At 47.3% G+C, this 21,177-nt stretch carries 15 protein-coding genes and 1 pseudogene; 6 read left to right on the forward strand and 10 right to left on the reverse strand.

Annotation, left to right across the window (positions count from 1 at the left end; translation table 11 throughout):
- Positions 1-10: 10 nt before the first annotated feature.
- The 6 genes and pseudogenes from QUB64_RS10275 to pflB all read right to left on the reverse strand — a co-directional run bounded on the left by QUB64_RS10275 (position 11) and on the right by pflB (position 8,440).
- Complete coding sequence (locus QUB64_RS10275) at positions 11-331, reverse strand: hypothetical protein (protein ID WP_333265562.1); 321 nt, start codon at positions 329-331, stop codon at positions 11-13.
- Positions 332-582: 251 nt separating this feature from the next.
- A complete protein-coding gene (locus QUB64_RS10280) occupies positions 583-891 on the reverse strand; it encodes a hypothetical protein (RefSeq protein ID WP_333265561.1) in 309 nt (102 codons plus the stop codon).
- An 820-nt stretch (positions 892-1,711) separates the two neighbouring features.
- Positions 1,712-2,005 carry an ATP-dependent Clp protease adapter ClpS gene (gene clpS / locus QUB64_RS10285; protein WP_172185659.1) on the reverse strand — a complete coding sequence of 98 codons (294 nt, stop codon included), beginning with the start codon at positions 2,003-2,005 and terminating at the stop codon, positions 1,712-1,714.
- Positions 2,006-2,240: 235 nt separating this feature from the next.
- Positions 2,241-4,871 (reverse strand): bifunctional acetaldehyde-CoA/alcohol dehydrogenase, encoded by a 2,631-nt coding sequence (adhE, locus tag QUB64_RS10290; protein ID WP_442921647.1) that lies wholly within the window; start codon positions 4,869-4,871, stop codon positions 2,241-2,243.
- Between the two features lie 293 nt (positions 4,872-5,164).
- Positions 5,165-6,037 (reverse strand): annotated as a pseudogene (locus QUB64_RS32950) (radical SAM protein).
- Positions 6,038-6,211: 174 nt separating this feature from the next.
- Complete coding sequence (gene pflB / locus QUB64_RS10305) at positions 6,212-8,440, reverse strand: formate C-acetyltransferase (protein ID WP_333265555.1); 2,229 nt, start codon at positions 8,438-8,440, stop codon at positions 6,212-6,214.
- 526 nt (positions 8,441-8,966) lie between these two features.
- On the opposite strand from pflB, the gene QUB64_RS10310 reads away from it, so the two are divergent.
- Positions 8,967-11,699 (forward strand): bifunctional acetate--CoA ligase family protein/GNAT family N-acetyltransferase, encoded by a 2,733-nt coding sequence (locus QUB64_RS10310; RefSeq protein ID WP_333265553.1) that lies wholly within the window; start codon positions 8,967-8,969, stop codon positions 11,697-11,699.
- Positions 11,700-12,069: 370 nt separating this feature from the next.
- On the opposite strand, the gene QUB64_RS10315 is transcribed toward QUB64_RS10310, so the two are convergent.
- Entirely contained in the window at positions 12,070-12,672 is a 603-nt protein-coding gene (locus QUB64_RS10315) for a superoxide dismutase (protein WP_332944598.1), read from the reverse strand.
- 372 nt (positions 12,673-13,044) lie between these two features.
- Between QUB64_RS10315 and QUB64_RS10320 the strand changes: the two genes are divergently transcribed.
- Positions 13,045-13,584, forward strand: a complete 540-nt coding sequence (locus tag QUB64_RS10320; protein WP_333265551.1) for a phosphate-starvation-inducible PsiE family protein — start codon at positions 13,045-13,047, stop codon at positions 13,582-13,584.
- A 259-nt stretch (positions 13,585-13,843) separates the two neighbouring features.
- On the opposite strand, the gene QUB64_RS10325 is transcribed toward QUB64_RS10320, so the two are convergent.
- A complete protein-coding gene (locus QUB64_RS10325; RefSeq protein ID WP_333265549.1) occupies positions 13,844-14,395 on the reverse strand; it encodes a peroxiredoxin in 552 nt (183 codons plus the stop codon).
- Between the two features lie 239 nt (positions 14,396-14,634).
- Here QUB64_RS10325 and QUB64_RS10330 point away from each other — a divergent pair, with 239 nt between their 5' ends.
- Positions 14,635-15,960: a peptidylprolyl isomerase gene (locus QUB64_RS10330; RefSeq protein ID WP_333265547.1), complete on the forward strand. Its 1,326-nt coding sequence runs from the start codon at positions 14,635-14,637 to the stop codon at positions 15,958-15,960.
- A gap of 77 nt (positions 15,961-16,037) precedes the next feature.
- Here QUB64_RS10330 and QUB64_RS10335 read toward each other — a convergent pair whose 3' ends face one another.
- Together QUB64_RS10335 and QUB64_RS10340 are read right to left on the reverse strand one after the other, a co-directional pair.
- Positions 16,038-16,751, reverse strand: coding sequence for a tetratricopeptide repeat protein (locus QUB64_RS10335; RefSeq protein WP_333265546.1), 714 nt, complete (start codon positions 16,749-16,751; stop codon positions 16,038-16,040).
- Between the two features lie 191 nt (positions 16,752-16,942).
- Entirely contained in the window at positions 16,943-17,083 is a 141-nt protein-coding gene (locus QUB64_RS10340; protein ID WP_333265545.1) for a hypothetical protein, read from the reverse strand.
- A 257-nt stretch (positions 17,084-17,340) separates the two neighbouring features.
- Between QUB64_RS10340 and QUB64_RS10345 the strand changes: the two genes are divergently transcribed.
- The 3 genes from QUB64_RS10345 (at position 17,341) to QUB64_RS10355 (ending at position 20,855) form a co-directional block, all read left to right on the forward strand.
- A complete protein-coding gene (locus tag QUB64_RS10345; protein WP_333265544.1) occupies positions 17,341-18,060 on the forward strand; it encodes a pentapeptide repeat-containing protein in 720 nt (239 codons plus the stop codon).
- A 480-nt stretch (positions 18,061-18,540) separates the two neighbouring features.
- Positions 18,541-19,272 (forward strand): cytochrome c biogenesis protein CcdA, encoded by a 732-nt coding sequence (locus tag QUB64_RS10350; protein ID WP_442921644.1) that lies wholly within the window; start codon positions 18,541-18,543, stop codon positions 19,270-19,272.
- A gap of 170 nt (positions 19,273-19,442) precedes the next feature.
- On the forward strand, positions 19,443-20,855 hold the full coding sequence (locus tag QUB64_RS10355) for a cytochrome c biogenesis protein (RefSeq protein WP_333265542.1): 1,413 nt from the start codon (positions 19,443-19,445) through the stop codon (positions 20,853-20,855).
- The last annotated feature ends 322 nt before the right edge of the window (positions 20,856-21,177 follow it).

Below are 21,177 nucleotides of genomic sequence, written 5' to 3' on the forward strand. Positions count from 1 at the left end.
ACTAATGAGATTAGTAATAAATGGGGCCTCCTCCACATTCAAACCAAGCCTTGGTGTAATGGCCTCCACCCTCTTCACCTAGAGCCATAGTGGTCATCGGAGGGTCAATGGGAATAGGATGGGGAGGATCTCCTCCTCCTTCACTTCCCGGACATGGAGCAGAGATACACACAATCCCGCCACCTTCTTCACCGAGAGCCAGAGTTGTGTAAGTGGGGGGAGCTTTAAGTCCACCGCCAACTTGGGCTGCTTGTTCATCAGTTAGCTGCTCTTCAAAATCCAAATCCATTGCTTCGAGGTCGGCAGCGTCTAGATCAAAAGGATGATTCATAACATTCTCCTAATTGATTACAAGATTATTCACCTTTTCAAATAATCTAAATCATCAGGATAGAGTCATGTTGCCATTTTGGCAGGTTTCCCAATAAAAATTTGCAACACTTATTGGGAGAGTGTTGCAAATTTTGGGCTATTGACAAGAAAGAATCGCCGGAGGTTAAAGCTGGGAAAGTCCCATCACAGAAACGCTCTGAATAGTTCAGGACTTGGCTAAAATCTCTAAAAGTGTCAGCACTAATGAGATTAGTAATAAATGGGGCCTCCTCCACATTCAAACCAAGCCTTGGTGTAATGGCCTCCACCCTCTTCAGAACTCATTTTAGTGGTCATCGGAGGGTAAGTGGGCATAGGATGGGGAGGATCTCCTCCTCCTTCACTTCCCGGACATGGAGCAGAGATACACACAATCCCGCCACCTTCTTCACCGAGAGCCTCAGTGGTAGCCATAAGTCCACCGCCAACTTGGGCTGCTTGTTCATCAGTTAGCTGTTCTTCAAAATCCAAATCCATTGCTTCCAGGTCGGCAGCATCTAGATCAAAAGGATGATTCATAACATTCTCCTAATTGATTAAAAGATTATTCACCTTTTCAAATAATCTAAATCGTCAAGATAGAGTCATGTTGCCATTTTGGCAGGTTTAAAATTGAGCTAACGGGACTTCAATAAGTTCTGGGTTGAAATCAGCCTGTATTCCTCTGTATTCAACAAAGTAAGATTAAATATCATTGATCGTTGAAACAGATAAATACAGTCATGGAGACCTCAGAAACCCCGTTTCTGCGAGAAATATTGGTTTGGTAGTCGTAGGGTGCGGAGCCATTAAAAAGCCCTAAATTCAACAAATAATCTCATAGCAACGCACCTGAAAAACAGGGCCCTGAAACAACCCTCCGTTTCACTCTCGCCCAACAGTTCTTTTGTAGCAAGACTTTTTAGAAATGGTATAAATACAGTCCTGGAGGCCTCATAAACCCGGTTTCTGCGAGAAATATTGGTTTGGTAGCAAAGTATCTACGCAGAAACTGGGTTTCTCACCCGCGTGCGTCCAGTAGTCCTAGGGTGCGGAGCCATTAAAAAGCCCTAAATTCAACAAATAATCTCATAGCGACGCACCTGACAAACAGAGCCCTGAAACAACCCTATGCTTAAGGTGCGGATACATGAGATTTACGATTGAATGCAAGAGATTAAAGAGGGATCCGCACCCGCTCGATTACTAGAATAGGCGGGGCTTTCAACCCATAATTTTCGGTAAATCAGGACTTACACAGAGATTCCTTGTCCTGGGGCGAAGTACGAAGCAATCTCTGTGAGGCTGAGATTGCTTTAGTCGCGGAGGTTAAAATGCGATCGCGAACTGTGAATAGCAGTTAAGTAGACTCTAGCGGAGCCATTGTCAGCCCAGCACGGCTCAATTGCATATGATAAAGTTCTGCTTGTTCTTGCGGGCCTACCCAGACGGTGGCTTGGCCTTCGTGGTGGATTTGGTTGGCGAGTTTCCAAGCTCGATCGCTCGTCATCCCTGGAATGTACTTAGTCAGACACTCGACAACGTGCTGAAATGTGTTGAAATCGTCGTTGAGGACTATTACCCGGTAATTTGGATAAGGCTTGCGGGTAACTTGACTCGATCGAACGGGTGCTATGGTTGGTGAAGAGGTCATCGCGCGAACAGCCACTGATACTACAAAATTTGTAAAAGAGTTACCGATCGCACTATAACACAATTTCACTGGTTTTGAATCCCGACTCGGCAGCTCGATCAGCTTGGGCGATTTGAGATTTGAGATTTTAGCACTCCTGACAAAGAAACCGGGTTTTTAGGAGATTGAGGGTTTTCACCCTGGATTTTGGTTAAAAAACCCGGTTTCTGGCTGCTCGTGAGATGCACCGCGCCCGTTAAACTACCGTTAACTCTCGATCGACCTCAGAAGTGTCGCCGTTAGAGTATGCTTGCAGCAGAAGTTGCTTTAAATCCTCAATCAGCGGGTAGCGGGGGTTCGCTCCAGTGCATTGATCGTCAAAAGCGCGATCGGCCATTTCCTCAACCCGAGCAAAAAAGAAATCATCGCTGATTCCCTGACTGGCGATCGCCTCCTGAATCGCGATCGGAATATCTACCTGACGCTTCAGCTCTTCCACCGCTGCGATCAGCTTCTCAACTTTCTCATCTTCCGTATCGCCGCCCAAATTCAGATAATCCGCAATTCGCGCATAACGCCACTTGCTGTTAGGATACTTGTTCTGAGAAAAAATCGCTTGTTTGAACGGAACATCCGTTGCATTGTAGCGAATTACGTGAGAAATCATCAGCGCGTTGGCTAAACCGTGAGGGACGTGACAAGTTGCACCTAATTGGTGGGCCATGGAGTGACAAACCCCCAGAAAAGCGTTCGCAAATGCCATTCCGGCGATCGTCGCAGCATAATGTACTTTCTCCCGCGCTTTCGGATCGTTAGCACCATTTTTGTAAGCGCTCGGAAGATATTTAAACAGCAAACGAATCGCTTCTAAAGCCAAACCATTGGTATACTCAGAAGCTAACACCGAAACATAAGCTTCTAAAGCGTGAGTCAGCGCATCAATCCCACCGTAAGCAGTCAGTTTCTTCGGCATATTCAGCACAATTTCAGGATCGACAATCGCCATACTCGGAGTCAGAGCATAATCGGCCAACGGATACTTAATTCCCGATCGCTCATCGGTAACAACCGCAAACGGCGTGACTTCCGAACCCGTTCCCGAAGTAGTCGGAATTGCTACCATCATTGCTTTTGCACCCAAAGGCGGCAGTTCGTATACGCGCTTGCGAATATCCATAAACCGCATCGCCAATCCTTCAAACTCAATATCTGGATGTTCGTACATCAGCCACATTACTTTAGCAGCATCCATCGGCGAGCCACCACCAAAGGCAATAATTACATCAGGATGGAAACTCTTGCAGATTTCTAAACCTTTGCGAACAGTAGCAAGGGAAGGATCGGGTTCCACATCGTAAAATGTATAGTGAGCGATGGCTAGTTCTTCCAAACTATCTGTGACTTCCTTAATCAATCCCAATTCAAACAAAGGTTTATCCGTCACTATTAAAGCACGTTTCTTGCCTGCCAAATCCCTCAACGCGACAGGAAGACAACCAGACTTAAAATAAATCTTGGGAGGAATGCGGAACCAAAGCATATTTTCGCGCCGCTCTGCTACAGTTTTGATATTGAGCAGGTGGTGGGGTGTGACGTTGACAGAAATCGAATTATCGCCCCAGCTACCGCAACCGAGGGTAAGGGAAGGATCGAGGCGGAAATTGTACAAATCGCCGATCGCACCTTGAGAAGAAGGCGTATTAATCAGCACCCGCGAAGTCTCTAATTTGCTTTCAAAATAACGGATGTGCTGCTGGTTGTCCGCAGCAGTGTAGAGTACAGAAGTATGTCCGTGCCCGCCAAACAAAATCAGCGCTTCGGCTTTGTCTACCGCTTCAGTAAAGTCATGGGCGCGGTACATGGCGAGAATCGGCGAAAGTTTTTCATAAGCAAAGGGTTCTGCTTTACCAATTACTTCCACTTCCCCAATCAAAACCCTGATGTGTGATGGCACGGTAAAACCAGCAATTTCTGCCACTTTTTGCACCGATTGTCCGACAATTTCCGCATTCAAACGACCGTCCGTTAAGATTACTTGCCGCACTTTTTCCCGTTCTTCTGGATTCAGGAAATAAGCACCGCGCTTGATAAATTCCAGTTGCACTGCATCGTACACATAATCGACAACAATCACCGATTGTTCCGAAGCACAAATCGTACCGTTGTCGAAAGTTTTGCTGAGCAAAATTGAGCTGACAGCCATTTGAATGTGAGCCGTTTCATCGATGATGGCGGGGGTATTTCCGGCGCCCACACCGAGGGAGGCGTGTCCAGAAGAGTAGGCCGCTTTTACCATTCCCGGCCCGCCGGTGGCCAAGATTAATTTGATATCGGGGTGCTGCATCAGAGCTTGGGAAAGCGGCACTGTTGGCTCGTCAATCCAGCCAATGATATCCGGGGGGGCTCCGGCTGCTACAGCAGCATCGAGGACGATTTTTGCGGCCGCAGCGGTGCAGGATTTGGCGCGGGGATGGGGGGAAAATATGATGCCGTTTCTCGTCTTCAGCGTGATTAAAGACTTAAAGATTGTGGTGGATGTTGGGTTAGTTACAGGGACGATTCCCGCCAGCAGTCCCACGGGTTCCGCAATGCGTTCGTAGCCAAAATGGCGATCGGACTCTACGATACCGCAAGTCTTGTCGTTTTTGTATTTGTTGTAAATCATTTCCGAGGCAAAATGATTTTTGATGACCTTATCTTCGATGACTCCCATTCCCGATTCTTTAACTGCTGCTTTAGCTAGGGGAATGCGGGCGGCGTTGGCGGCTAATGCTGCTTGTTTGAATATGCGATCGACCTGTTCTTGGGTGTAGGTGGCAAATTTAGCTTGAGCTGCTTTGAGTTTTTGAATTAGCAGTTCTAATTCATCTAAATTGGTAATTTTCAGGGTTTTTTTTGATGTTTTTTGTTTCAACTGTTTTGGATGCCCTGGCGACTTTAAGCAACTCTGAAATTCTGGGAATTTCAGGTTTGTATCCAAGTCGATATCCCCCTAAATCCCCCTTAATAAGGGGGACTTGAAGAATACTCCTGTCCCTAAATCCTCCGGATAGTCGGGGGACTTGAAGAATACTCCTGTCCCCCCCTTTTTTAAGGGGGGTTAGGGGGGATCGAGGGCCTAATAGTCTACATTTGACGTTACATTGACACGCCTTGGTCAAGCCGCCCAAATTGCCGAAATTACAGAGCGCTAGCCCCGATCGCATTTACGCCTCGACTGCGAAAAATATCGACCGTTTGCTGCACGAGTTCCGGTGAAGCCACAGGAGTATCTTGGAGTTGATAATCAAGTTTTAATGCTTTCCATTTGTATTCGCCCATTTTATGAAATGGTAAGACTTCGACTTTTTCCACATTGGTCAAGTTGGCAATAAAATCCGCTAGTTTTTCTATATTTTCGATGTGATCTGTGAGCTGAGGGACTACGACGAATCGAATCCAAGTCGGCTTGCCGATTTCGCTGAGATATTTTGCCATTGCTAAAGTAGGTTCGATCGAAACGTTGGTGACTTTGTAATACAGTTCGGGAATGTATAGCCTTTCTCAGAAAGATGAGGTACTTGACGGGCTATGGGCATAGGGCTATGGGCATAGGGCATAGGCCAAACCGCGCATAGGCCAAACCGGCCAAACCGCGCATACCTCACTTTTTTGAGAACCGCTATAGGATTTGATATCTAATAAAACCAAGTCGGTCATTTCCAAAACCGGTTTAGCAACTTCTAACAGACAGTATCCCGATGTATCGAGGGCTGTATGCAAGCCGATTTCGTGGCAGCGGGTAAAGATTTCTCTGACAAATTCCGGCTGCATCAAGGGTTCGCCGCCGCTGACGGTGACGCCTCCTTTTCGCAGGTAAGATTTACATTTTTGAATTTGCTCGATTAAATAATCGACGGTTACTTCTTTGCCATCCTGTAAATTGCGACAATCGGGATTGTGACAGTAAAGACAGCGCAAGGGACAGCCTTGGGTGAAGACGATAAACCTGATTCCGGGGCCGTCAACTGTGCCGAAGGTTTCGATTGAATGAATGCGACCAATTCCAGACATTTGATTTGCTGTTTGTTGGTGGAATTTCGAGATTAGGGATGAAATAATGTCCGGTAAATTACCCGTAACAAAAATCGTTTGTAGTAAGGACTTTAGTCGTCTAATGGATGCGGACTAAAGTCCTCACTACGAACTAATCTGATTCTTGCCACCTCTAGATAACTTTTGTGCAATTTAAACGTGTTGGTGGAAAGTCCGTTTAATCACATCTAATTGCTGTTCGCGGGTAAGCTTGATGAAATTAACCGCATAACCAGAGACGCGAATTGTTAACTGTGGATAGTTTTCGGGATGTTCCATCGCATCTAGTAATGTTTGTCGATCGATCGCGTTAACATTTATGTGATGGCCGCCATCGTGGAAATAGCCGTCTAGCAGCCCCACTAGGTTATTTGTCCGATCGCTCTCAACTCTGCCCAAAGCCTGCGGTAGAATCGAAAAAGTATTCGATATGCCATCGAGACAATCGCTGTAAGGCAGTTTGGCGACAGAAGATAAGGATGCGATCGCCCCACAGGAATCTCGGCCGTGCATCGGGTTAGCACTGGGCGCAAACGGTTCGCCTGCTTTGCGTCCGTCGGGTGTGCTACCAGTTTTTTTGCCGTACACTACGTTAGAGGTAATTGTGAGTACCGATTGAGTTGCTACGGCGCCACGGTAGGTTTTGTGCTGGCGAATTTCGTTCATGAAACTTTGCACGAGTTCGATCGCCAAACTGTCTGCGCGATCGTCATTATTGCCGTATTTTGGATATTCGCCTGCGATCGAGTAATCGACTGCTAAACCTTGTTCGTTGCGAATCACCTTAACTTTGGCGTGTTCGATCGCCGAGAGGGAATCCGCCACCACCGACAATCCGGCAATTCCGCAGGCCATGGTGCGGTACACATCGCGATCGTGCAATGCCATTTCCAGGCGTTCGTAGCAGTATTTATCGTGCATATAGTGAATGACATTCAGCGTATTGATATACGTTTTTGCCAACCACGACATCATGTCTTGCAACCGCAATCTTACTTCGCCGTAGTCGAGATATTCGGAAGTAATCGGTGGAAAAATTGGCGCGATTTGGTCGCCGGACTTCTCATCTTTACCGCCGTTAATCGCGTACAGCAACGTCTTAGCTAAGTTGACTCGCGCGCCGAAAAACTGCATTTGCTTGCCAATTCGCATGGCGGAAACGCAACAGGCGATCGCATAATCGTCGCCGTAAGCAGGACGCATCAAGTCATCGTTTTCGTACTGAATCGAACTGGTATCGCTGGATATCTTCGCGCAAAATTCTTTGAAGTTTTCCGGCAATTTTTCCGACCACAAAACGGTCAGGTTTGGTTCCGGTGCAGTACCGAGGTTTGACAGAGTGTGCAAGAATCGGAAACTGTTGCGAGTTACCAATGTCCTACCGTCATCGCTCATCCCGCCGATCGCCTCTGTTACCCAAGTTGGATCGCCGGAAAACAGCTCGTTATAGTCGGGAGTTCGCAAAAACCGCACCATCCGTAGCTTCATTACAAAATGGTCGATTAGTTCTTGCAATTCCTGTTCGGCGATCGCACCCGAGAGCAAATCGCGCTGGAAATAAATGTCTAAAAATGTCGAGACGCGACCGAGAGACATCGCTGCCCCATTTTGTTCTTTTACTGCTCCCAAATAGGCAAAATACAGCCATTGGACAGCTTCTCGCGTGTTGGTCGCCGGACGGCTAATATCGAAGCCGTAGTTAACAGCCATTTGTTTCAACTCAAACAAAGCCCGAATTTGCTCGGATAACTCTTCGCGCAGGCGAATTGTTGTTTCGTCCATCGCCTCTAGTTCGAGCGATTCTTGCTGGTTTTTTTTATCGTCAATCAGGCGATCGACTCCGTACAAAGCAACGCGCCGGTAGTCGCCGATAATCCGCCCGCGTCCGTAGGCGTCGGGTAAGCCTGTGATGATACCAGAACGCCTCGCCTGACGCATTTGGCGCGTGTAAACATCGAACACGCCGTCGTTGTGAGTTTTGCGATATTTCGTAAAAATTTCTTCAGTTTGGGGGTCTAACTGATAGCCGTAAGCTTCCAAACCTGCTTTGACTACGCGAATCCCGCCCAAGGGCATAATCGCGCGTTTCAAAGGTCGATCGGTTTGCAAACCTACTATTTGTTCTTTTTCGCGATCGATGTATCCTGCTGCATGAGCGGTGATGGATGTGGGAACTTTTGTATCGACATCCAACACACCTTTTTCGCGCTCTTGCTTCATTAATTCCAGCACTTTCTGCCAAAGCTCTTGGGTTGTTGCGGTTGGTGCGGCGAGAAATTCTGCATTCCCTTCGTAGGGGGTGTAATTTTTTTGAATGAAGTCTCTGACGTTGACTTCCTGCGTCCAATTGCCTTCAGTAAAGCCCTGCCATTCTACAAACATAGCTTGCTTTCACCTCAATTGTTTGTTAGCGATCGAACTCCAGTCCTCTCCTCGCTACATCTATTATAAATTCACTCTCAAGATTGGAAACATCCGACCAAGTATTTGTTACAAAAGTTTACTGCTTGAACCCTTGGTAAGAATTAAGATAGATAGTATCCAGCACCTACTCTTTTCTTGTCGATCCAGCTCGGGCTAAATTTGCTAAAAACTAATACTTTAACAACTTGAATGTTGTTTAATTTCGGGTCGCTCGGAAACGCGCAATCAGATGTTTGCTAAAGAGCAGTCCGCGCGAAAAAGAGAAGAAAAAAGCATAAAAACAGTTCGTAGTGCGGACTTCAGTCCGCAGCCGGAGAGCGGACTTAAGTCCGCACTACGAACGAAGGAACGAATCATCCGATCGCGGTTAATCGATCCGACAGAATATCACCAATTACCTTTTCCCCTGTCTCTCCTTTACTGAGTTGAGACTTCCGAGAAAATAGCCACATTATTAATTGCTGATTAATTCAAGCAGGATAATATGCAGATAAATTCAATCAATCAATGCACGGCGAGCGATCCGGCTCACGATATTTGGAAAGAACAGCGCAATCCGCTCGATCGCATTTTCCGGCCTCGTTCAGTGGCTGTCATCGGCGCTACAGAGAGAGCAGGAAGCGTCGGGCGCACTCTCCTGTGGAACTTGATTCGGAGTCCCTTTGGCGGAACAGTTTTTCCGGTGAATCCGCAGCGCCGCAGCGTTTTGGGGCTCAAGTCTTATCCAGATATTGCTAGCGTCCCGGAAATAGTCGATCTCGCGGCGATCGCCACGCCTGCTGCTACGGTACCCCAAGTCATCCGCGAATGTATCGCTGCTGGGGTGAAAGGCGCAATTATCGTTTCGGCTGGTTTTAAAGAGATTGGCGCGGCGGGAGTTGCTTTAGAACAGGAAATTCTGGCCGAAGCGCGTCTCGGTGGAATGCGGATTATCGGCCCCAATTGTCTCGGCGTGATGAATCCTGTGCTGGGGCTGAATGCTACTTTTGCAGGAACGATCGCTCGGCCGGGTAATGTCGCCTTCATCAGTCAAAGCGGCGCCCTCTGTACCTCGATTCTGGACTGGAGTTTGGGCGAAAATGTCGGTTTTAGCGCTTTTGTGTCGATCGGCTCCATGCTCGATGTCGGTTGGGGCGATCTGATTCAGTATTTAGGCGACGATCCGCAGACGCACAGTATCGTTTTGTACATGGAATCGATGGGTGATGCTCGATCGTTCCTGTCCGCCGCCCGCTCCGTCGCCCTCGATAAGCCGATCGTCGTTCTCAAGGTAGGACGTACCGCCGCCGCCGCCCGCGCCGCCGCTTCCCATACGGGAGCTTTGACCGGCAGCGATGACGTGCTGAACGCTGCTTTCCGGCGCTGTGGCGCGTTGCGCGTACACACAATTTCCGATCTGTTCGACATGGCTGAAATTCTGGCCAAGCAACCGCGACCCCAGGGGAACCGCCTCTCGATCGTCACTAATGCAGGAGGCCCAGGGGCGATCGCCACTGATGCCTTAATTGGCGGTGGCGGTACCCTCGCCGAGCTTGCACCCGAGACAGTGCAACAGCTTAATGGCTTTTTACCCGCCCAGTGGAGCCATCAAAATCCGATCGATATTTTGGGCGATGCTGGTAGCGATCGCTACGCCAAAACTCTAGAAGTTGTCGCGCCCGATCCCCACAGCGACGGATTGCTGGTCATCCTGACGCCGCAAGCGATGACAGAACCCACCAAAACCGCAGAAAAACTCAAGGCTTACAGCCAACTCAAAAAGCCCTTATTAACAAGCTGGATGGGCGGTGCGGGAGTGTTGGCGGCCACGGAAATTCTGAATCAGGCAAATATTCCGACTTTTCCCTATCCCGATACCGCAGTCCGGTTGTTCAATTATATGTGGCGGTACAGCTACAACCTGCGCGCTATCTACGAAACGCCGGCTCTCTCCCCGAACGAAATCGGGATTTCCGGGCGATCGGCGGCTGCCAATATTTTGACTTCTGTTCGCAGGTGCGATCGCACTTTGCTAACTGAATGCGAATCCAAGCAGTTGCTCGCCGCCTACGGGATTCCCACTGTCGCCACCGAAATTGCTCTCACCCCAGTCGAAGCTGTGGAAATTGCCGAGCTCCTCGGTTATCCAGTGGTGCTAAAACTGCATTCTGAGACGATTACTCACAAGACCGATGTGGGGGGCGTACAGCTCAATTTATGCAACCCTAGCGCTGTAATTTGTGCCTTTGAGGCGATCGCTCAGCGGGTACGGGCGATCTATCCGGCAGCGTTTCTCGGCGTGAGCGTGCAGCCGATGGTGCATTTGGAGGGCTACGAACTAATTTTGGGTAGCAGTATCGACCCCCAATTTGGGCCGGTGATGCTGTTTGGTTCCGGCGGACAATTGGTGGAAGTGTTTCAGGATCGATCGCTCGCACTGCCGCCTTTAAATACTACTCTGGCGCGGCGGATGATGGAGCAAACCCGCATCTATAAAGCTTTGCAAGGAGTGCGCGGGCGATCGGCTATTGACCTAGAACCACTCGAACAGTTGTTAGTTCGTTTCAGTCAACTAATTGTAGAGCAACCTCAGATTTGCGAGATTGATATTAATCCGCTGTTGGTTTCTCCTCAAGGTGCGATCGCCCTCGATGCGCGCGTGGTTCTCCACTCTACCGAAAACACCATTTCACCCGCGATTCGCCCGTATCCCGTGCAGTACGTTCAAGAATGGTCAACTCCGGGCGATCGTCCGATCGCTATCCGTCCGATTCGCCCGGAAGATGAGCCGCTGATGGTGCGGTTTCACGAAGAGCTTTCGGAAGAGAGCGTGTATTTGCGCTACGCTCACATGGTAAACTTGAAGCACCGCATTGCTCACGAACGTTTGACGCGGATTTGTTTTATTGATTACGATCGCGAAATGCTATTAGTAGCCGATCGCCAAAACCCGCAAACCTCAGAACATCGAATTTTGGCTGTAGCACGTCTCAGCAAGCTGCACGGCACCAATGAAGCGGAATTTGCGCTGATTGTGGGCGATCGCTATCAGCATCGCGGTTTGGGAACGGAATTATTGAGGCGGCTGCTGCAAATTGGTCGGGAAGAGAGGTTAAATGCGATCGTCGGCTACATTCTCAACAGCAATTACAAGATGCAGAGTCTCTGTAAAAAATTAGGATTTGAACTGCAACCAGACCCAGGCGAAGGAATGTTGAAAGCTGTTTTTGTTTGCTAATAGCAAGTTTGCTTAAATAATGCTCATTAAGAAGGACTTGCATTCCGAACGATCGAACCGATGAAAGTTTGAGCGTGAGGACTTCAGTCCTCGTTAAGAAGGACTGAAGTCCGAACGATCGAACCTATCAAAGTTTGAGCGTGAGGACTTCAGTCCTCGTTAAGAAGGACTAAAGTCCGAACGATCGAACCTATCAAAGTTTGAGCGTGAGGACTTCAGTCCTCGTTAAGAAGGACTGAAGTCCGAACGATCGAACCGATGAAAGTTTGAGCGTGAGGACTTCAGTCCTCGTTAAGAAGGACTAAAGTCCGAACGATCGAACCTATGAAAGTTTGAGCGTGAGGACTTCAGTCCTCAAACTCCTATACTACTAAGCCGCGGCCAAATTAGCTGCTGCGAAATCCCAGTTAGCCAAATTATCCAAGAAATTAGCAATGTAATCGGGACGGCGATTTTGGAAATCCAAATAATAAGCGTGTTCCCACACATCCAAAGTCAGCAACGGAGTTTGGCCGTGCGCTACTGGGGTGTCAGCGTTAGCAGTTTTGGTAACTTTCAAAGTACCGTTGTCCAAAACCAGCCAAGCCCAGCCGCTGCCGAACTGAGTTGTCGCCGCAGCCTTAAATTCTTCTTTGAATTTATCGAAGCTGCCAAAGTCGGCATTGATTTTATCAGCTAAAGCTCCTGTCGGAGTGCCGCCGCCGCCCGGTTTGAGCGAATTCCAAAAGAAATTGTGGTTCCAAACTTGACCTGCATTGTTGAAAATGCCGGCTTTGGATGGGTCTTTAGCAGATTCCATCACAATTTCTTCCAGGGATTTGCTGGCTAGTTCGGTACCTTCAATCAGTTTGTTGAGATTGGTCACGTAAGCAGCGTGATGCTTGTCGTGGTGGAACGAAAACGTGTTGGCCGACATATGACCTGACTCTAAGGCGTCAGCGGCGAAGGGTAACGGTGCAAGTTCAAATGCCATTGTGTTCAATCCTCTCTTGGTGGCTTTTTTTGGTAGACTTTCCGGCTTTTGTATGATTTGAGCCTAGAGTCGCTAGCTTGAGTTTATCAAGCTGTGGTAAATAATTCTTTACAATTTTCATATTTTATCTCAGTTGCAGCATTTTAGGATTTTGAATTCTGGTTTTCACCAAATCTACTAATACCAGGTTTCACATAGCACAAACCTTGGCAAAAAGTCAACCCGCCTCCGCGATAAATAAAAGTTTGTGGGAAATTGTCAACAGAGGGAAGTTTGATGAGGGTTATAAATAAATTAAACCTGTTTTTTGTCACAGATCAGCTCAATTTAACTTAAGCTGTAAGCAAGTCCAACAGATTCGAGGAGCAGTCAATGGAAAACCGTTCAAATAACCAGACCAATCACCCCACGCAATGGTTGAATTTGAAACTAATAGTCAGCGGTCTGGAAACAGTTCAAGACTTAATTGTAATTTCTTTGTGTATCGGTTTGTTCTGCTTCATGGTGCTCGAACTGCGAGAGATGTTTTTCTCGCTGCTGCCTCCTTTGAATTTTCAGGAAGTGACGGCAGACATTCTATTTTTATTGGTTTTGGTGGAATTATTTCGGCTACTAATTATTTATTTGCAAGAGCAGCGCGTTTCGATTGGTGTGGCGGTTGAAGTTTGTATTGTCTCAGTTTTGCGAGAAGTTATCGTGCGGGGAGTTCTGGAAACTCCCTGGGTTCAAATATTATCAACAGGCGGATTTTTGCTAGTTTTGGGAGTATTGTTGGTCATCCGAGTTTGGTTGCCACCAACCTTCGAGGGAATTGACCCGGAACGCCGTTTTGCTAGCAGAAAGAGGAATCTGTCAGAGTCTGAATCTTCTGCCGAGCCTGTTGCAGTCAATAGCAAGTTTAATTCTCATTGATTGTGGCGGGACAGGCGATTTGAGATTGGCTCTACAGCTTGTCTCGTTACCAGCCATCGTCTCCCGTAAAATAAGTAATATAAGGTTCGTAGTGAGGACTTTAGTCCTCTGAAAATAGAGGGGAAGGACTAAAGTCCTCACTACGAACCTATTTGATTGCGGTTCGCAGTGAGGACTTTAGTCCTCTGAAAATAGAGGGGAAGGACTAAAGTCCTCACTACGAACCTATTTGATTGCGGTTATTCGAGGTGACACAATATTAGCTGTTCGCCTGCAATTCCCCCAAACGAGCCAACACTTCTTTTGAGTGAATCGCCGGATTGACCTTGACAAAAGTTTCTCGCAAAAAGCCTTCTGGGTCAATAATAAAACTGTGCCGCGCCGAGATAAAGCTCATCCAAGAACCGTAAGCTTTACTCACTTTCCCGTCGGTATCGGCTAACAGCGGAAATTTCAAACCTTCAGAATCGCAAAATTCCGCGTGGGAGTTGACATCATCGGCGCTAATCCCGATAATTTCAGTATTCTTTGCCAAGTATTTCGGCAAGTCTTGCTGGAATCGGCGCGCTTCGATCGTACAACCCGATGTAAAATCTTTGGGATAGAAGTAGACTACCAGCCACTTACCGCGATAATCGGCGAGGGATACTTGTCCGTCGCCGCTGTTTGTCGGTAAACTAAAATCCGGTGCGGCTTGATTCACCGCCGGCAGCTTGCCGCCAAGCGCAAAGGCAGGGGCGGCAAAATTGAAACTCAAAAAGGCTAGACAAATTGCCAATAAAGTGCTAAAAAACTTGCGGCGGGAAATCATAAATTTAGAACTAGAACTGTACTTAACACAAGTTTACAGTTTTCTGATTAAATGAGTAAGGGCAATTCGCGGATTGCTTGTAATACCAAATCCGGCGTTAGCCACCCCTTGATGATTCGGCGGTTAAAACCGCTTCTATACAGACGAAGCCCGCCTCTGCGGGCTAACAAATAAAGGGGATTTTTAGCCAGGATTTGGTATAAAACCCAAATATCACTCACTAAAATAGCAATTTACTTATGAGCGCTGCACTCCCGTTAACAGGCAAAGTTACAGTAGTCCAGGTAATTAATGGTCAACCGGTGACGATCGAAGTAGACGGCACTAATGCCCCGATTACTGGGGGAAATTTTGTTGATTTAGTTGAACGGGGCACTTACGATGGGGTGATGTTTCACCGAGTTGTGCGCCAGCCAGATCCTTTTGTGGTGCAAGGAGGCGATCCGCGCAGTAAAGATACTAGCATTCCAGCAGGTCAATTGGGAACGGGTAATTTTATTGACCCGGATACCAATCAGGCGCGTTTTATTCCTTTGGAAATCAAGCCGCAAGGCGCGGCGCAACCTGTTTACAACCAAGTTGTCACCCAGAAGCCGCAGTTGCCGCACACGAAAGGGGCAGTGGCAATGGCTCGTTCTACTGCTTTGAATTCGGCTTCTTCGCAGTTCTATTTTACTTTGGATACTTTGCCGTTTTTAGACGGCAATTATGCTGTTTTTGGCTACGTAACTCAAGGTTTTGACACGGTTAACGCGGTGCAGCAGGGCGATCGCATTTCTACCGCCAAAGTCGTTGGAGGAATTGTCCCCAGTCGGACTTCCAGCATCATTACCAATGCTGCTGTACTCAACAGTTTGGTCAATAATACCAATTTTGTAAATCTGCCTTTGCGATCGCTCAACTTGCCTAATACCCCGAACAACTATCAAGTCACCGCCCAAGACTCTCAGCAAAACCCCACCGGCGTGCGGGGAGGTAGCGCAAACGATCGCATTATCGGTTCATCGATTGATGATGCCATCAACGGCACTCAAGGCAACGATACTCTCACCGGCGAAGCAGGCGACGACTTTCTCAGAGGCGGCAAAGGTAACGACGTAATTAGCGGCGGTGTTGGCAACGATATTATCAACGGAAATCTCGGCGACGATACTCTCAATGGTGATGCTGGTAACGACTTTATCAGAGGCGGTAAAGGGAATGACGTGCTAATTGGTGGCGATGGCAATGATATTTTGATTGGAGATGCAGGCAACGATACTCTCACTGGCGGCGCTGGTGCAGATAATTTTGTTTTAATAGCAGGTGATGCAGAAACAGATACAATTACTGATTTTATATCGGCCCAGGGCGATCGCATTGGCATTGGGGGCACCAGTTTGTCAAACATCGCATTCACTCAATCTGGAAGCAACACTTTAATTCAATTTGGCGGGGCTACTTTGGCCACTGTTCAAAATGCCACCCCCGCAGCAGTTCAAAGCGCTGCCTTTGCAATTAACTTTTCTACTATTTCCCGTCCCAATGACTTGCCAGTCGGCGACGCAGCCTTCAGAATTGGCTAACTTTAAGTATAGGTGTAGGGTGCTTGTGGCGCACCTTGCCAGACGCTCGATTTCCCATTCCACCTTCCCAAATTCTACTAATAACATAACTGTCTAAGTTTAGCAACCGCATCTTGATAATAATCCATTCTCGCTTGCTGCTTAAACAGCCCTGCCGCTTTCTGAAAATCCTCAAATGCTCCCTGAACTTCTCTCAATTTATATCGAGTCACTCCTCGGTTGAAGTAAGCTTTCCCAAAATTGCGATCGAGCCGAATTGCTGACTCAAAATCAGCTAGTGCTGCCAGGGAATTTTCCATTTGCAGGCGGATAGTGCCTCGGTTAAAGTAAGCTTGGGCTAAATTGGGGTTGAGCAGCAGTGCTGAGTTGTAATCTGCGATCGCCCCAGTATAATCTTTTAAACCAGCCAGCATAAACGCCCGATTGCTGTAATACTTGGCTCGGTAAGGATTGAGTTCGATGGCGGTAGTTAAATCTTCGACGGCAGACTCTTTGTAGCCTAATTTGTAGCGTGCCACACCTCGATCGTTGTAAGCTGGCGCAAAGTTCGGATTAATGCTAATTGTGGCGGTGAACTTTTTAATCGCAGCGTGCAAGTCTTGTTGTTCGAGATTTTTTAAACCCTGAGTGTAAACCTTTTTGGTGCTAACCTTTAAATTTGCGTCTTGTCGGGATTCAGCCTGCTCGCCCGAAAATACTTTGCTTGCAATATTAGCGAATCCCAAAGATTCGATCGAATTGAAAATAGTTGTGACAGCTAATTGACTCGGGAGAATGGGGATAGTAGGCATGGGAGGGCGGGTGTTTAACTGTATGCTCTGATTTTCCTCGATACTTCAGCTACTGACGGTGATATCCGTACTCTGCGGCACGTGATAAGTTTAATGAGATTGGGTGATGCGCGGGCATTGACTTGTGTGATCTGAGTTCGGCTTAGTTAGTGATGCCGATCGCAATTACGGAAAATAGCGTCTATAACCGCCTAAATCGGGGCTTTTAAGGCGAAATGGGCGGTTTCTGCCGAACCGTCTTCAGAAGTTCCGATCGGGATTGTTTGCAGGTAGACCCCGGCGGGTTCGTCGCCACTGTCCGCCGTCGGTATGACCATGTAGCGATATTCCATCCGTAAATCCCGATCGAACTTGCGGCCATCTGATACCCTTTTTTTACGAAAAATATGAGTTTGACCGCGAGCTATCCGTGAAACAACCGGGTTTCTAGCTCAGAGCGCGTCTCAGACGGCTTGAGTTAAGTTGGTACCTGCGCCAACCCCCGATCGACATTTCACTAATATTTTTGAGTAATATTGCCGATGAAAGTTGCCGGTTATTTGGTATGCTTTGATTACACATCAAGAATCTATTGCGCAAATTAGTGTCAATGAAAATAGTTCTGAGGTTAAAAACTTTAGCGGTGGCAGTGTTCGCGATCGTCCTGTTCGCTCTCTACTTAACTCCTCCTGTGATGGCCGCGAATGCCGAGGATGTCAGTCAGCTATTAAAAGATAATTGGTGCGTCAGCTTTCTGTGGAAGCAATGCGATTTGAGCGCTGCCGATTTGCGAGGAGCTAATCTCCAAGAAGCCAACTTGAGCGGCGCTAATTTGTCCGGCGCCAACTTGTCCGGTGCTAATTTAAAAAATGCTGACCTTTCAGACGCAGAGCTCAGCGGTGCCAATTTAGCAAATGCTGATATTTTGGGCACGGATCTCAGTCGAGCAAATTTGACAGAAGCTAATTTTAACCGCACGAAATTGTGGGATGCCAATCTGACTTTGGCAAATCTGAGTCGGGCTAATTTAACTGATGCTAATTTGTTGGATTCTCGACTTTGGGGAAGCAATCTCACCCAAGCTAATTTAACTGATGCGACGCTGCACGGTGCTGACTTGCAATATGCTAATTTGGCAGACACTAATTTGACCAACGCTGACTTGCACAGCTTCTTTTTCCGAGGTTCCAAACAAGTCACAAATCTGAGCAATGCGAATTTAGAAGGCGCTAATTTAACCGGAGCCAATCTCAGAGGTGCAGTGCTGGATGGGGCAATAATGCCCGACGGCTCTATTAATAATGAAGAAATTGGCTTTAATTTAAACTAAAGTCTGTCTAAATCATTTCAAAAACAAGCAATCACAGGCTTTCCGGCCTGTTCCACAATCAAGTATTTTTCGGATTCAGTCAAAAAAAGTTCCTAAAATCAGGTTGAGGATGGTGTCAGGATATCAGTTTAAACCGAAGTGCGATCGACCTTTCAACTCCCAACCAGTCAATCTCGCTCAAATCTCTCTCAAATTGCAGACCGAACCTGCACGCATCTGTTACAATTTTCAACAGAGCCAGAACAGCACGCCCGTCTGAGATCGCCTGCATAGGGATACAAGCCCAGACTTAAGTCGTGAAGATCTAAAAAATTAGATATTTAGTTGAAGATCCCACATTCATCTGTAGAGTCAATCTAAAATCTAAAATCGACTGTGGAGTCAATCTAAAAATCTAAAATCTAAAATCTAAAATCTAAAATCGACTGTAGAGTCAATCTAAAAATCTAAAATCTAAAATCTAAAATCTAAAATCGACTGATGGAAACCCTGCAAACCCAACTTTACGAAGTCGCACAATTTGCTAATAATTTAGTCAACACTCAACTGACACACCTGAGTTTAGTCAGCGTGGGAGTCATCTTTCTGGCAGGGTTGCTAACCAGCTTAACGCCCTGTATGCTTTCCATGTTGCCGATCACGATCGGCTACATCGGCGGATACGAAGCAAAAAGCCGCCTGCAAGCCGCCGCCCAGTCGGCGTGGTTTTCCCTGGGATTGGCGACAACCCTCGCGGGTTTAGGGATTGTAGCATCATTTGCGGGTCAAGTTTATGGCAAAATTGGTCTGGGTTTGCCGATCGTTGTCAGCATCATCGCGATTTTAATGGGGCTGAATTTACTCGAAGCTTTACCCTTGCAAATGCCGTCTTTTGACGCTGTGGGCTGGGTTCCTTCATATTTGCCTGCGGGCGTGCGATCGTACTTATTAGGCTTAACTTTTGGTTTAGTAGCTTCTCCCTGCAGCACCCCAGTTTTAGCTACCCTCTTAGCTTGGGTTTCCAAAACGGGAGATACAGTTTTAGGCGGTGTGTTGCTGCTGTTTTACGCTGCTGGCTACGTCGCTCCGCTGATTGTAGCAGGTACTTTTACCGCGAGCATTAAAAAGTTGTTAGAATTGCGCCGTTGGTCGAGTTGGATTACGCCTGTGAGCGGCGTTTTGCTAGTAGGATATGGCGTGTTCTCCCTGCTGTCCCGGATACTTCCCGCCTAAGCTTCGCAGTAAGGTTCTATCGTTCGGAATTCAGTCCTTTAACAATTACCGAAAACAATACAGAATTCAAGGATACACAGAATTAATTAGTTGTTATAGGTTGTGTATTAGTTATCTGCCCAATGCCCAATGCCCAATGCCCCATTCCCCATTCCCCATTCCCATTCCCAATGACATCAAAAGAAGTATTTCTATCAAAACTATCAGACTGGGCGACTGCGCCTCAAAAGTTTTTCAAGCGAGAAATTTTGCCGGTGCTGGCAGATTTGCGGCTGGCAATTATCTTGCTGCTGGCGATCGCATTTTTTAGCATTTCCGGTACCGTCATCGAACAAGGCCAATCTGTAGAGTTTTACCAATCCAACTATCCAGAACACCCGGCTTTGTTCGGCTTCCTAACCTGGAAAGTTGTGCTAATTTCAGGACTAGACCACGTATACCGCACTTGGTGGTTTTTGTCAATCCTAATTTTGTTCGGTAGCAGCTTGACAGCTTGTACTTTTACCAGACAATTTCCCGCCCTAAAAGCCGCTCGCCGCTGGAAATTTTATGAAGAACCGAAGCAGTTTGAAAAATTAGCTCTCAGTGCGGAATTAGAAACAACTTCTTTAACTTCTTTGGAGCAACTTTTGCAGCAAAAAAACTACCGCATCTTCCGAGAAGGCGAAAAAGTTTATGCTCGCAAGGGCATAGTTGGCAAAATTGGCCCGATTATTGTTCACGCCAGTATGCTAATTATTTTAGCTGGCTCGATGTTGGGTTCGATGACCGGATTTACGGGCCAAGAAATGGTTCCTAGCGGTGAGACGTTTCAGGTGCAGAATATCACTGATGCGGGGCCTTGGGCCCGGCCGCAAATACCGAAGGATTGGTCGGTGCGTGTGAATCGGTTCTGGATCGATTATAGTCCGAGCGGGGCGATCGACCAATTTTACTCGGATCTGTCAGTTTTGGACAAAACAGGCCAAGAGGTCGATCGCAAAACCATTCACGTTAACGAACCCCTCAGATACCGGGGAGTGACATTTTATCAAGCAGATTGGAGCCTAGCCGCCGTGCGAGTTCGCCTCAACAAAAGCCCGGTTTTGCAATTACCAATGGCTCAGTTAGACACCCAAGGTAAAGGCAGAATTTGGGGTGCTTGGATTCCGACTAAACCGGATTTAAGCGCAGGAGTTTCTCTGCTAGCAAAGGACTTGCAAGGAACTATGTTAGTCTACGGTACGGATGGCAAATTGTTAACTACAGTGCGCGCCGGTACAGCAGTTGAAGTTAACGGAGTGATGTTGGCAATTGATGAAGTTGTAGGCAGCACGGGATTGCAAATTAAAGCCGATCCGGGAATTCCGCTCGTTTATACTGGCTTTGGGTTGCTGATGCTCAGCGTGCTGATGAGCTATTTGTCTCACTCCCAGATTTGGGCTTTGGAAAAAAACGGCAAACTCTATGTCGGCGGGCGCACTAATCGCGCTCAGGTGATTTTTGAAAGAGAAGTTGTGGAGATTTTGGACAAGTTGGCAGAATTGAAAACGGCAGAGGCCAAAAGTGCGATCGCCCCCACTTCTGTTGCTAGTCAAAGCTAACCATCTCAATCCGTAGGGTGCTTGTGGCGTACCTTACACCAAGGGATAAATATGATGAAAAAGATTAGATACAGCCCTGATGTAGACGCGATGTCGATCGAAATTTGCGATCCTCTTCTGCAAGCTTCGCCAACGCCCGATCGCCTAGGCCGAAGATGAAGGGCAAATCATTCTGCACTATTATAGCAGCGGAGAACTGGTATTGATCGAAATATTAGATGTGAAACAATTTATCTCCTTAGAATCTCTCTCCGAAGCAATTAAGTAGGGTGCCCTACTCTAGCGTTATTTTCGATCCAAACCAACAGTCTCACTGATGCAC

It is taken from the genome of Microcoleus sp. Aus8_D2 (genome assembly GCF_036702665.1).
Lineage (GTDB): Bacteria > Cyanobacteriota > Cyanobacteriia > Cyanobacteriales > Microcoleaceae > Microcoleus.

Coding starts and splice junctions, on each gene's coding strand:
- QUB64_RS10275 (WP_333265562.1), bottom strand. CDS start 331: ATGAATCATCCTTTTGATCTAGACGCTGCCGACCTCGAAGCAATGGAT.
- QUB64_RS10280 (WP_333265561.1), bottom strand. CDS start 891: ATGAATCATCCTTTTGATCTAGATGCTGCCGACCTGGAAGCAATGGAT.
- clpS (WP_172185659.1), bottom strand. CDS start 2,005: ATGACCTCTTCACCAACCATAGCACCCGTTCGATCGAGTCAAGTTACC.
- pflB (WP_333265555.1), bottom strand. CDS start 8,440: ATGTTTGTAGAATGGCAGGGCTTTACTGAAGGCAATTGGACGCAGGAA.
- QUB64_RS10310 (WP_333265553.1), top strand. CDS start 8,967: ATGCAGATAAATTCAATCAATCAATGCACGGCGAGCGATCCGGCTCAC.
- QUB64_RS10315 (WP_332944598.1), bottom strand. CDS start 12,672: ATGGCATTTGAACTTGCACCGTTACCCTTCGCCGCTGACGCCTTAGAG.
- QUB64_RS10320 (WP_333265551.1), top strand. CDS start 13,045: ATGGAAAACCGTTCAAATAACCAGACCAATCACCCCACGCAATGGTTG.
- QUB64_RS10325 (WP_333265549.1), bottom strand. CDS start 14,395: ATGATTTCCCGCCGCAAGTTTTTTAGCACTTTATTGGCAATTTGTCTA.
- QUB64_RS10330 (WP_333265547.1), top strand. CDS start 14,635: ATGAGCGCTGCACTCCCGTTAACAGGCAAAGTTACAGTAGTCCAGGTA.
- QUB64_RS10335 (WP_333265546.1), bottom strand. CDS start 16,751: ATGCCTACTATCCCCATTCTCCCGAGTCAATTAGCTGTCACAACTATT.
- QUB64_RS10340 (WP_333265545.1), bottom strand. CDS start 17,083: ATGGAATATCGCTACATGGTCATACCGACGGCGGACAGTGGCGACGAA.
- QUB64_RS10345 (WP_333265544.1), top strand. CDS start 17,341: ATGAAAATAGTTCTGAGGTTAAAAACTTTAGCGGTGGCAGTGTTCGCG.
- QUB64_RS10350 (WP_442921644.1), top strand. CDS start 18,541: ATGGAAACCCTGCAAACCCAACTTTACGAAGTCGCACAATTTGCTAAT.
- QUB64_RS10355 (WP_333265542.1), top strand. CDS start 19,443: ATGACATCAAAAGAAGTATTTCTATCAAAACTATCAGACTGGGCGACT.